Below are 13258 nucleotides of genomic sequence, written 5' to 3'. Positions count from 1 at the left end.
ACAATGAAAATCATGCACATGCTGGGGATCCTGGTGCTGGTGGCAGCGTTGGCGCTGCTCGCGCTGGGCGGCGTCGGCTACAACGGCCAGCGCGGCCTGCTCGACGCGATCGCCGCACAGGTCATCTCCTCCGATGCGCTGCGCAACCACATGCAGGCCGACATGATGCACGACGCCCTGCGCGGCGACGTCACTGCCGCCCTGCTGGCTGCCTCGCGCCAGGACGCCGCTGCGATTGCAGAAGCACGCAGCGCACTGGGCGAACACGCCACGGAATTTCGTCAGGCGCTGCAGGCCAACCGCAAACTGCCGCTGGACCCGGCACTGCGCAGCGATCTGGACGCGGCGGCGCCGGCAGTGCAGGCCTATATCGGCGCGGCGGACCAGGTCATGACCCTGGCCGAAACGCAGGCCGACAGCGGCGCGGCCTACGCCGACTTCACCGCCAAGTTCGCCCAGCTGGAAACCCGCATGGGCGCGATCAGCGAGCGCATCCTGGCCTTGAACAAGGCCAATCGGCTGAAAGCCGAACAGGACAGCCACCGGGTGATGTGGCAGCAAGGCGGCGCGGTGGTGCTCGCCTTCGTCTGCCTGGCACTGGCCGCCGGCTGGATCCTGCGCTCGGTGTTCGGCCTGCTCGGCGGCGAGCCGCAGCTGGCCATGAGCGCTGCGCAGCACATCGCCGAAGGTCGCCTGGACCAGCCCATTCCGGTGGCCGCACACCACGCACGCAGCCTGATGGCCGCATTGGCGCGCATGCAGCGCGACCTGCGCGAACGCCTGGAGCGCGAGCGCAGCATCGCTGCGGAAAACCTGCGCATCCGCACCGCGCTCGACAACGCCTCCACCGGCATGTACATCGCCGACCCGGACCTGACCATCATCTACGCCAACACCGCGCTGCGGACCTTGCTGCAGACCTATGCCGACGACATCCACGCCTGCGCGCCGGCGTTCGACCGCTCCAGCAACCTGATCGGCCAATCGGTGTCCATGCTGGAAGTGGGCAATGCGCAGGATGCGGAGATCTATCAACGACTGGATCGCCAGGATTCGGCGCAACGCCAGGTGCAGTACCGCGCGGCATGCATCACCCAGGATGTCTCGGCGATCCGCGACCCGGCCGGTGCGCATCTGGGCTTTGTCTGCGAATGGCGTGACCGCACCGCCGAGGCGCGCGTGGAAATCGACGTCGCCGATGTGGTGCGCAGCGCCGCGGCCGGCGACCTATCCAGGCGTATCGACAGCGCGGGCAAGCAAGGCTTCTTCCTGCAGTTGGCGCAGCAGCTCAATGCGCTGCTCGATGCCAACGCGGTCAGCATCGCCGAGGTCTCGCGCCTGCTCAGCGCACTGGCCGATGGCGACCTGAGCGCGCGCATGCAGGGCGATTTCCACGGCGTGTTTGCCCGCATGCGCGACGATGCCAACACCACTGCCGAGCAGCTCGCGCTGGTGATCGGGCGCATCCAGCAGGCCGCCGGCAGCATCCACACCGCTTCCAGCGAGATCGCCGCGGGCAACAGCGACCTGTCGCAACGCACCGAGCAGCAGGCCGCCAACCTGGAAGAAACCGCCGCCTCGATGGAGGAGCTGACCTCCACCGTCAAGCAGAATGCCGAAAGCGCGCGCCAGGCCAACCAACTGGTGATCGGTGCGGCCGGCGTCGCCTCGCAAGGCGGTGCGGTGGTGGCCAAGGTGGTCACCACCATGTCCGGCATCGAGGTCTCGTCGAAGAAGATCGCCGAGATCATCTCGGTCATCGACGGCATCGCCTTCCAGACCAATATCCTGGCCTTGAACGCCGCGGTGGAAGCGGCGCGTGCCGGCGAACAGGGCCGCGGCTTTGCGGTGGTCGCCAGCGAAGTGCGCACGCTGGCGCAACGCTCGGCCGGCGCGGCCAAGGAGATCAAGCACCTGATCGACGACTCGGTGAGCAAGGTCGCCGAAGGCTCGGTATTGGTGCAGCAGGCCGGCACCACCATGGCCGACATCGTGGCCAGCGTGCAGCGCGTCACCGACATCATGGGCGAGATCGCGGCAGCCTCGCAGGAGCAGTCGGCCGGCATCGAGCAGGTCAACCTCACCATCACCCAGATGGACGAGGCCACCCAGCAGAACGCCGCGCTGGTGGAAGAAGCCACCGCCGCCGCGCGCACCATGGAAGACCAAGCCGGCCAGCTGGCGCAGGCGGTGTCGCGCTTCACCCTTGCCGATGCGCCGGCGCCGATGGCGGCAGTGCCGGCGGCCACAGCGGCAGTGGCTGCGCTCAAGCGCAGCCCCGGCGCAGCGGCCGCACGCAAACCGGCAATCACGCCGGTGGTCGCCACTAGCAACGACGGGCAGTGGCAGGACTTCTGAGCCGCGTGTGCACGCGGCCCAAGCCTGGGCAGCACCCGCGTAGCTGCCGCGCTACCGGCGTGCCGCCCTGCCCGCCACGGCAGCGTAGCCGGCGGCCTGATTGCGGCATCCGCGGGCCGGCCACGGCACCGTTCATCCTTCAAAGATAAAGAATCATGCCGGGCAGCCGCTAGCGTGCTGGAGAGCGTTCCTGCGCAATGCCCCGGAGTTACTGATGAACAAGTTCAACGATTGGCCGATCCGCCGCAAACTGATGTTTGCCTTTTGCCTGAGTGCCGTGTTGACCGCCCTGCTTGGCGGGCTCGGTTTTTCGCGCATGCAGCAGATGCAGCGGCAGACCACCCTGATCAACCAGGACGTGGTGCCGGTGCTGAGCCGTCTGTCCGAGCTGCGTGGCTTTGCCGGCGAATTCCGTGTCTATGAAGTGGGCCAGTTCGTCAATCTGGACGATCCGGAACGCTATGCGATGTTCTTCAAGCGCATGGACGAGATCCAGGCCAAGTACGTCGAGACGCAAAAGCTGCTGGACGCCAAGATCGGCGCCGGCTCGCCGCTGCAGGCCGAATACGCGAAGCTGAGCGATGCCAGCACGCGCTACTTCGCCGCCAACCAGCAGCTGCGCAAGCTCTATGCAGAACCCGACCGCGCTGCGGCGATGGAATTTTCGCGCAAGCAGTCCGGCGAGATCCGCAAGGAACTGTTCGCCTCGGTCGACAAGCTCTATGCACAGCAATCCAAGGCCCTGAGCGACATGGTCGCGGCCAGCGACGCCTCGTTCAAGCTGACCAGCGCGGTGCTGCTGATCGGCACGCTGCTGATGGCCGCGCTGTCGGTGACCTTTGGCTGGCTGATCGCACGCAGCATCACCAATCCGCTGTCCAAGGCGCTGGGCGCCATCAAGGCGGTCTCGCGTGGCGATCTGAGCGTGCAGGTCAACAAGACCAGCAACGATGAAATCGGCCAGATGCTCGACGCCACCGGCAGCATGACGCAGATGCTGCGCCGCTTCAGCGACGAGACCGCGCGCATGTCGCACCTGCATGCGGCCGAAGACATCACCCACCGCATGCCGGAGGATTTCCCCGGCGTGTACGGCACCCTGGCCGGCGGCATCAACACGATGATCTTCGAGCATCTGGATGCCATCACCGACGCGGTGCGCATCCTCAACCAGTACGCACAGGGCGATTTGACCCAGGACGCACGTCGTCTGCCGGCCAGCCGCGCCATCCTGCATGAGGCGATGGATGCGGCCAAGGCCAGCCTGTTGTCGATCAACACCGAGATCAAGCAGCTGGCGCAGGCCGCAGCGGCCGGCGACTTCAGCGCACGCGGCGACGCGGCGCGCTTCAAGTACGACTTCGCGGTGATGGTGGCGGACCTGAACTCGATGATGGAGGTCAGCGACCGCAACCTGGGCAAGCTGTCGCAGCTACTCGGCGCCGTGGCCGAAGGCGATCTGACCGCACGCATGGATGGCGAATTCCACGGCGTGTTCGCGCGCCTGCGCGACGATGCCAATGCCACCACCCAGCGCCTGACCGACATCGTCGGGCGCATCAAGCACTCCACCCTGGCCATCAACACCGCCGCTGGCGAAATCGCCGCCGGCAACCAGGACCTGTCGCAGCGCACCGAACAGCAGGCCGCCAACCTGGAAGAAACCGCAGCCTCGATGGAAGAGCTCACCTCCACCGTCAAGCAGAATGCCGAACACGCACGCCAGGCCAACCAGCTGGCGATCGGGGCGGCCGATGTGGCCTCGCACGGCGGCAGCGTGGTCGGCCAGGTGGTCACCACCATGTCCGGTATCCAGACCTCGTCCAAGAAGATCGCCGAGATCATCTCGGTGATCGACGGCATCGCGTTCCAGACCAACATCCTGGCCCTGAACGCGGCGGTGGAAGCGGCACGTGCCGGCGAACAGGGCCGCGGCTTTGCGGTGGTCGCCTCGGAAGTGCGCACGCTGGCGCAGCGCTCGGCCGGCGCCGCCAAGGAAATCAAGAGCCTGATCGACGACTCGGTCAGCAAGGTGGCCGAAGGCTCGGCGCTGGTGAACCAGGCCGGCACCACCATGAGCGAGATCGTCTCCTCGGTGCAGCGCGTGACCGACATCATGAGCGAGATCTCCGCCGCCTCGCAGGAACAGTCGGCCGGCATCGAGCAGGTCAACCAGACCGTCACCCACATGGACGAAGCCACCCAGCAAAACGCCGCGCTGGTGGAAGAAGCCACCGCCGCCGCGCGTTCGATGGAAGAACAGGCGCAGCAGCTCACCGAAGCGGTGGCCCTGTTCCGCCTGTCGGCCGAACTGGAAGCGGTGACGCGTGCCACGCCGGTGGTGCGCCAGATCGCTGCCAAGCGGCCTGCCCCCGCCGGCGCAGCGGCGACCAAGCCGCCGGTCGCCAGGCCCGCTGCACGCGCCGCAGTGGCGCTGGCACCGTCCAACGAGTCGGATTGGGCCGAGTTCTAGGAAACGCCGCAGCGGCCGCGCACTGGCTGCTGTGAAACACAAGCCGCGCTCCCGGGAGCGCGGCTTTTTTATTGCCGCATCGTTTTTTTAAAAGACATATCAACCCGATAGGCAATAAAACAACTTTAAAATAACCTTTTACTTATGTAGGAATATGCCCATTGTCGAGTTCGGCATTATCTCCGCCGGTAGCGATCACAAAACCCGATTAACTCCACCCCTGGCGACTTATATTTTTCACAAGCCTGACCGAGTTATATATTTTTTTGATATCGAGGTATTCAGCACTGCGCTTGCGCGCCGTTACTGCGCATAGCGACATGTCACGCAGACACTGGTTGGCGTTGCCTGGTCGCTCCCATCCATCGCATAAAGCCTTCCAGGATCTGTCATGACTGCACTTCTCCAACGCTACAACGTCGGCCCTCGACTAGCGGCGGCTTTTGCTGTCCTGATCGTACTATCCGGCATCATTGCGTTTATCGGTTACCGCGGCCTGACCTCTGCACGCGCGCTGGTGGACCATCTGGTGCACCAGAACATGGAGAAGATCCGCCTCTCCCACGACATGATGAATGCCAATTACATCATTGCGATGCAGATCCGCAACGTGGTCCTGCCGACGTCCAATGAAGATAATCTCAAATTCATCGAGATCATCAAGACCGCGCGTGCCGATTATCTCAAGGCACGCGAAACCCTGTATGCAATTCCGCCTTCCGAAGAAGGCAAGGCCATCCGGGCGGAAATCGATCGCCGCCGTGCGGTCGCCAAGGTCCTGAACGACAAGGTCATGGATCTGGTCATGACCGGCCACAGCGATGAGGCGCTGCCCTTGCTGCTGACCCAGGCCGCGCCGGCGATGCAGCAATGGCAGGACAAGATCGCCGAGAACATCGCCCTGCAGGACAGGCTGGCTGGTGAGGCCTCTGAGGTCGCACTGCAATCCATGGACGACTCGCGCAAGCTGCTGGTCGGCGGCTCGCTGCTGGTGGTGCTGCTGAGCGGCGTGCTGGGCCTGCTGATCACCCGCAGCCTCACCCAGCCGCTGAGCCGGGCCACCCGCGCAGCCGAGTCGATTGCCGGCGGCAAACTGGATAACGACGTCGACACCCAATTCAACGACGAAAGCGGCCGCCTGCTCAAGGCGATGAGCAAGATGCAGCTGCAGCTGCGCAACCTGCTTGCCGCGCAGACCGACATGGCCAAGCGCCACGACGACGGCCAGATCAGCTTCCGCATCGATGCCGCTGCCTTCCCCGGCGAGTACGGCCGCATGGCGCACGACACCAACATGTTGGTGGGCTCGCATATCGCGGTGAAGATGCGCCTGGCGCAGATCATGGGCCGCTACGCGATCGGCGACCTGTCCGAGGACATGGAAAAACTGCCCGGCGAAAAGGCCGTGCTCAGCGAGACCATGGCGCAGGTCAAGGTCAATCTCGGTGCGATGAATACCGAGATCAAGCACCTGGCCGTGTCGGCGGCCAACGGCGACTTCAGTGCCCGCGGCGATGCCGAGCGCTTCCAGTACGACTTCCGCCTGATGGTGGAAAGCCTCAACAACCTGATGTCCACCGCCGACGGCAACCTGCAGTCGCTCTCCACGCTGCTGCAGTCCATCGCCGCCGGCGACCTCACCGCACGCATGAGCGGCGACTTCCGCGGCGTGTTCGCGCAGATGCGTGACGACGCCAATGCCACCGCCACGCAGCTGGCCGAGATCGTCAGCGGCATCAAGGCCTCGGCGGTGTCGATCAAGGGCGCTGCCAGCGAGATCGCGGCCGGCAACCAGGATCTGTCGCAGCGCACCGAGCAGCAGGCCGCCAACCTGGAAGAAACCGCCGCCTCGATGGAGGAGCTCACCTCCACCGTCAAGCAGAACGCCGAGAGCGCACGGCAGGCCAACCAGCTCGCCATCGGCGCGGCGGGCGTGGCCTCGCAGGGCGGCGAGATCGTCAGCAAGGTGGTCGAGACCATGAGCGGCATCGAAGCCTCGTCCAAGAAGATCGCCGACATCATCTCGGTCATCGACGGCATCTCGTTCCAGACCAACATCCTGGCCTTGAACGCGGCGGTGGAAGCCGCCCGCGCCGGCGAGCAGGGACGCGGCTTTGCCGTGGTCGCCTCGGAAGTGCGCACGCTGGCGCAGCGCTCGTCCGCGGCCGCCAGGGAGATCAAGGGGCTGATCGACGACTCGGTGCAGCGTGTCTCCGAAGGGTCGGTGCTGGTGCACAGCGCCGGCAAGACCATGGGCGAGATCGTCTCCAGCGTGCAGCGGGTCACCGACATCATGGGCGAGATCTCCGCTGCCTCGCAGGAGCAATCCTCCGGCATCGAGCAGGTCAACCAGACCGTCACCCAGATGGACGAGACCACCCAGCAGAACGCCGCACTGGTGGAAGAAGCCACCGCCGCCGCACGTGCGCTGGAAGACCAGGCCACCCAGCTCACCGACGCGGTGGCGGTGTTCAAGACCGATGCCGGCCATGCCCTGGCGCCGGTGCGCACCGCCGCGCCGCGGCCGGTGGTGACTCCCGCGCTGAAGGCCAAGGTGGTCGCGGCCGGACGCACCGCCGCGTCCAAGCCGCGCCCCGTGGTCACCGCGCCGATCAACGACGCCAGCTGGCAGGAGTTCTGAGCCAAGCGAGCACAACAGTCTGAATGGAGCCGGTCGGCATCGATGCCGACCGGCTCAAGGCATAACTGTTATCGGCCGATAGGCTGCGTACGCCTATGAGAACCCTCCATGACCACGTCGCCCGCGCTGTCGCCGCAGACCGCCCCACCCCCTCCGCAGCGCTGGAGCAGCCGCTGGGATGATCTGGCGATCGCCAAGAAGCTCGGCATGATCGGCATCCTGGCGCTGGCCGGCCTGGTCATTCCGGTACTGCTGTACAGCGGCAAGCTCAACGAAAGTGTGGCCATCAGCAGCAACGAGTTGCGCAGCTACGCGCCGCTCGGACAGATGCTGGGCCTGATCACCGACCTGCACGCCGCCCACGTCGACAGCGGCAGCGCCGCCCGCGCCGCGGCCACGCGCACCGATCGCGATCTGCAACAACTGCTGGCCACCACCGCCACGATGCCGGGCTTCGAACGCAGCCAGAAGGCCTTGCTTGGCCTGCAGCAGCGTCACGTTGCCAGTGCCGCTGCAGACGGCTACGCCGCAGTCAGCGAGCAGGCGTTTGCTGCGCTCGACGCCTTGCGCGACGACAGCCAACTGGTCTACACCCCGTATATCGAGAGCTACCACCTGGTGGTGGCCACGCTGATCTACAGCCCCGATGCCACCGAGTCGCTGACCCGCCTGGATGCGGCCAGCGACCCGTCGCAGGCCGCCGACAGCCGCGCCATGCTGCGCGAACAACTCGGCCAGCTGGCCCGCAGCCATGCGCGCTTCCGGCATGAACTGGACAAGGCGATGGGCCTGCTGGAACAACCCGACCCCGCACTGGCCGATGCCGCCAGGACCGAAACCACGCGTGCAATCGCGGCGCTGGCCGCACTCGGCACCGCGCTGGACGGCAGCGACGCCAACGCCGACACCCAGTGGAACGCTGCGCTCGACGATCTCGGCCAAGCCATGCAGGCGCTCAGCAGCGTCTCGCTGCAGGCCCTGCAGCGCCAGTCCGAACGCCACCTGGCCGATGCCCGCAACGCGATGTGGCAGGCCATTGCCGGGCTGTCGCTGCTGGCGGTGCTGATCACGGCGCTGGGCTGGTACACCTTGTCCCGGCTGACCCGCAACGTGCGCCGCGCCGCTGCGGTGGCGGCCAATATCGCCCAAGGCCAGCTCGGCGAACACATCGCCGCGCCGAGCCGCGATGAAACCGGCCAACTGCTCGACAACATGCGCCGGATGCAGGAGCAGCTGCAGCGGGTGCTGGCAGCGCAGAGCGAGATGGCAAAGCGTCACGACGCCGGCCAGATCAGTTATCGCATGGACGCGGAGAGCTTCCCGGGCGCGTACGCCACCATGGTGCGCGACACCAATGCCCTGGTCGGCACGCATATCGCGGTGAAGATGAAACTCGCCCAGATCATGTCGCGCTATGCCATCGGCGACCTGAGCCAGGACATGGACCGCCTGCCCGGCGAAAAAGCCGTGTTCAGCGACACCATGGATGCAGTCAAGCGCAACCTGTTTGCGATGAACAGCGAGATCAAGTTGCTGGCGCAGGCTGCGGCCAACGGCGATTTCAGCGTGCGTGGCGATACGCAGCGCTTCCAGCACGACTTCCTGGCCATGGTGGAGAGTCTCAACCAGCTGATGGCCACTGCCGATGGCAATCTGGGCGCGCTGTCCAGCGTGCTGCGCGCCATTGCCGCCGGCGACCTCACCACCCGCATGCATGGCGACTTCCACGGCGTGTTCGCGCAGATGCGCGACGATGCAAATGCCACCGTGGCGCAGCTGGCCGATATCGTCGGACGCATCCAGCAGTCCACCGACGCCATCAACGATGCCGCCAGCGAGATTGCCGCCGGCAACCAGGACCTGTCGCAGCGCACCGAGCAGCAGGCCGCCAACCTGGAAGAAACCGCCTCCTCGATGGAAGAACTCACCTCCACCGTGCGCAACAACGCCGAGCATGCGCGGCGCGCCAACCAGCTGGTGGTCGGCGCCGCCGCGGTGGCCTCGCAAGGTGGCACGGTAGTCGGCGAAGTGGTCGGCACCATGGCCGGCATCCAGGCCGCCTCGCGCAAGATCGCCGACATCATCTCGGTCATCGATGGCATCGCCTTCCAGACCAATATCCTGGCCCTGAATGCGGCGGTGGAAGCCGCACGCGCCGGCGAACAGGGGCGCGGTTTTGCGGTGGTCGCCTCCGAGGTGCGTACCCTGGCGCAGCGCTCGGCCGGCGCGGCCAAGGAGATCAAGCAGCTGATCGACGATTCGGTGAGCCGGGTCGAGCAAGGCAATGTGCTGGTCAGCCAGGCCGGCCGCACCATGCAGGACATCGTCGATTCGGTGCACAGCGTCACCGAGATCATGCACGAGATCAGCGAAGCCTCGCAGCAGCAGTCGCAGGGTATCGAACAGGTCGGCCAGACCATCGCACAGATGGACCAGGCCACCCAGCAGAACGCCGCGCTGGTGGAAGAAGCCACCGCCGCCGCACGTTCGATGGAAGCACAGGCGCAGCAGCTGCGCGATGCGGTGTCGGTGTTCCAGCTGCAGGCCGCTGCCAGGCCGGCCAGGCTGGTGCGCGCCGCGTAAGGCGGTTGCGCGCGCAGCTGCATGCGCGCGAGGCCGTACACATGTGGGCCAGCGCACATGGCCCTCGTGCAACAGGGTCGCCGGCGCCGGTGTGCTGACCGATCGCGGCCGAGCAACACCGCCTGGGCCGCGCAATCAAGCGCTGCCTCCAGACTGGAACCAACGCAGCGGCATTACGTCCGCTGCGGACCCGACGTCAATCTGCCCGGCAGCCGTTTGATGTCTGGCGCAGGCAATGCCCTGCTCTCGCACGCCGCTGCGACAACGTCGCATAGCCGGCCCCATCACTGCATCGGCCAGGGATTTCCATCCGGCCATCTCGCAACGGCAACGTTGCACCGCGCCCAAAAGGGTGAGACAGATGTGAATCCGCCGATGGATGCATCGGTGTTGAGAGCGCTCCCATCGACGTTTCCGGTCCATTTGTGCACATGCGCGTCACTTCAGTGACGGCCACCCATACGCAGCGGTGGGCATGCGTTCAGTCGTCCAGGCACCGGCCGTTACCTACCACGCACGCATACCTGCCTTGCAATTGCTGGGGTCACCACGCGGTGGCCCGGGTGATGGATCGGTTGGATGCTGCCCCGCTGCACCTGTGTACCGCCCACGCGTCCTCCCCGACGCGTCTTGTTCTTCCTTGCCAACTGCCTCGAGACCCCCCAAATGATCGCTCTTCTTCAACGGTACAACGTCGGCAAGCGCCTGAGCTTCGCCTTTGGCACGCTGATCCTGTTGTCGTGCGCGCTGGTCGCCGCCGGCCTCTACACACTGGCGCAGGCCCGCGAACGCATGGACACGGTAGTCAACCGCAACATCACGATCATGCAGTACGCACAGGACATGACCAACGCCACCTCGGTCATCGCCGTGCAGCTGCGCAACATCGTCTTGCCGACCTCGCAAGAAGACAATCTGCGCTTCTACGCCATCATCAAGGACCAGCTGAAGCGTTACGAAGACACCCACCGCAAGTTGTATGAATTTTCTGCCTCGCCCCAGGCCACCCAGATCCGCGAACGGATCGACCTTGCCAGCGACCAGGCCCGCAAGACCAACGAAGCGGTCGCGCAGCTGGGCCTGACCGGCAAGGCTGATGAGGCACTCAAGCTACTGCTGGAAAAGGCCGCGCCGAACACGCAGAACTGGCAGGACGCGTTGACGGAGTATTCCGATCTGCAGCGTCAGCGCACCCAGGAAGCCTATGTGGCCACGACGGCAGAAATGGCCCGCGGCCGCGCGATGTTGATCGGCGGCGGCCTGGCGGTGGTGCTGTTCAGTACCCTGCTCGGCTTCCTGATCACCCGCAGCCTGGTGCGCCCGTTGACCCAGGCCACCCGCGCTGCCGAAGCGATCGCCAACGGCAATCTCGACAACGACGTGCGCACGCAGTCCAACGACGAAACCGGCCGCCTGTTGCAGGCCATGGATCGCATGCAGGGCCAGGTGCGCAACCTCATCACCGCACAGCTGGACATGGCCAAGCGCCACGATGACGGCCAGATCAGCTTCCGCATGGATGCCGGCGCCTTCCCGGGCGACTTCGGCCGCATGGCCAAGGACACCAACGAGCTGGTCGCCGCGCACATCAAGGTCAAGATGCAGACCATCCATCTGGTGGAGCGCTATGCGATCGGTGACCTGAGCGAAGACATGCCGCAGCTGCCGGGCGAAAAAGCCGCCATCACCACGGCAATGAATCAGGTCAAATTGAACCTGTCGACGATGAACGCCGAGATCAAGCAGCTGGCACAGGCCGCCGCCAACGGCGACTTCAGCGCCCGCGGCGATGCCGAGCGCTTCCAGTACGATTTCCGCGTGATGGTGGAAAGCCTCAATAACCTGATGGCCACCGCCGACGGCAACCTGCAGTCGCTGTCCGGCCTGCTGCAGTCGATCGCCGCCGGTGACCTCACCGCACGCATGAGTGGCCAGTACCAGGGTGTGTTTGCGCGGATGCGCGACGACGCCAACGCCACCGCCGAACAGTTGGCTGGCATCGTGGGCCGCATCCAGACCGCTGCCGACGCGATCGGCCTGGCCTCGGGCGAAATCGCCTCCGGCAACCAGGATCTGTCGCAGCGCACCGAGCAGCAGGCCGCCAACCTGGAAGAAACCGCTGCCTCGATGGAAGAGCTCACCTCCACCGTCAAGCAGAATGCCGAGCACGCCAGCCAAGCCAACCAGCTCGCCATCGGCGCGGCAGCAGTGGCCTCGCAAGGCGGCGATGTGGTGGCCAAGGTGGTCACCACCATGTCCGACATCCAGAGCTCGTCGAAGAAGATCGCCGAGATCATCAGCGTCATCGACGGCATCGCGTTCCAGACCAATATCCTGGCCCTGAATGCAGCAGTGGAAGCAGCGCGTGCCGGCGAACAGGGGCGCGGCTTTGCGGTGGTCGCCTCTGAAGTACGCACCCTGGCGCAGCGTTCGGCCGGTGCGGCGAAAGAGATCAAGCACCTGATCGACGACTCGGTCGACAAGGTCACCCAGGGTGCCACCCTGGTCGACCAGGCCGGCACCACCATGGCCGAAATCGTCGCCAGCGTGCAGCGCGTCACCAACATCATGGGCGAGATTTCCTCGGCGTCGCAGGAGCAGTACTCCGGCATCGAGCAGGTCAACCAGACCGTGACCCAGATGGACGAAACCACCCAGCAGAATGCCGCGCTGGTGGAAGAAGCCACCGCCGCCGCACGGGCGATGGAAGAACAGGCCCAGCAGCTCACCGAAGCGGTGGCCGTGTTCAAGGTTGCCGAACACGCGCCGGTGGCGCGCCAGTTGTCGGCCATTGCCAATGCGCCCGCCAACGCCCGCAGCACACCGCGCCCGATCGCCCGCACCAGCACTCCCGCGCCCGTGCGCCGCAGCACCGCTGCTGCGTCGGCAACGGCAAACGACGCGGGCGACTGGCAGGAGTTCTAAGCCGCCAGCAAGTACTGTCAGCACATCGACAGCAGTGCACGCCAGTTGTTGCAACCGGCGTGCACGGTGCGCGGAATCCACACGCTCGGCACCACGCTCAAGCACCCAGCCGTGCACTCCGCATCCGCAGCAAGTTCACAACGGCACCGCACACGCGGTGCCGTTGTGCGTTGTGCGCGCCATGACAGCTGCCCGCAAGCCCGCATGCACCGCGGCCAGCGTGAAATCGCACTTCACATCGTGCAAGCCGGACTCTATCGCGTTGCCTCCAAAACCAC

Annotated in this window: 5 protein-coding genes; all 5 read left to right on the top strand. The window is 65.6% G+C overall.

Annotated elements, in window-relative coordinates; all coding sequences use genetic code 11:
• Positions 1 to 3 precede the first annotated feature (3 nt).
• The 5 genes from ABQY64_RS09710 (at position 4) to ABQY64_RS09690 (ending at position 12980) form a co-directional block, all read left to right on the top strand.
• A complete protein-coding gene (locus tag ABQY64_RS09710; protein ID WP_349780714.1) occupies positions 4 to 2358 on the top strand; it encodes a methyl-accepting chemotaxis protein in 2355 nt (784 codons plus the stop codon).
• Positions 2359 to 2572: 214 nt separating this feature from the next.
• Entirely contained in the window at positions 2573 to 4831 is a 2259-nt protein-coding gene (locus ABQY64_RS09705; protein WP_349780713.1) for a methyl-accepting chemotaxis protein, read from the top strand.
• A 391-nt stretch (positions 4832 to 5222) separates the two neighbouring features.
• Entirely contained in the window at positions 5223 to 7472 is a 2250-nt protein-coding gene (locus ABQY64_RS09700; protein ID WP_349780712.1) for a methyl-accepting chemotaxis protein, read from the top strand.
• A 108-nt stretch (positions 7473 to 7580) separates the two neighbouring features.
• A complete protein-coding gene (locus ABQY64_RS09695; RefSeq protein ID WP_349780711.1) occupies positions 7581 to 10055 on the top strand; it encodes a methyl-accepting chemotaxis protein in 2475 nt (824 codons plus the stop codon).
• Positions 10056 to 10721: 666 nt separating this feature from the next.
• The gene (locus ABQY64_RS09690; protein ID WP_349780710.1) at positions 10722 to 12980 is read left to right on the top strand and encodes a methyl-accepting chemotaxis protein; all 2259 of its coding nucleotides are present in this window, start codon (positions 10722 to 10724) and stop codon (positions 12978 to 12980) included.
• Positions 12981 to 13258: the final 278 nt, after the last annotated feature.

Origin of the sequence: Xanthomonas sp. WHRI 7065, assembly GCF_040203115.2 — a bacterium.
Classification (GTDB): Bacteria; Pseudomonadota; Gammaproteobacteria; order Xanthomonadales; family Xanthomonadaceae; genus Xanthomonas; species Xanthomonas arboricola.
This window is presented reverse-complemented; position numbering and strand designations above follow the sequence as displayed.

Coding starts and splice junctions, on each gene's coding strand:
- ABQY64_RS09710 (WP_349780714.1), top strand. CDS start 4: ATGAAAATCATGCACATGCTGGGGATCCTGGTGCTGGTGGCAGCGTTG.
- ABQY64_RS09705 (WP_349780713.1), top strand. CDS start 2,573: ATGAACAAGTTCAACGATTGGCCGATCCGCCGCAAACTGATGTTTGCC.
- ABQY64_RS09700 (WP_349780712.1), top strand. CDS start 5,223: ATGACTGCACTTCTCCAACGCTACAACGTCGGCCCTCGACTAGCGGCG.
- ABQY64_RS09695 (WP_349780711.1), top strand. CDS start 7,581: ATGACCACGTCGCCCGCGCTGTCGCCGCAGACCGCCCCACCCCCTCCG.
- ABQY64_RS09690 (WP_349780710.1), top strand. CDS start 10,722: ATGATCGCTCTTCTTCAACGGTACAACGTCGGCAAGCGCCTGAGCTTC.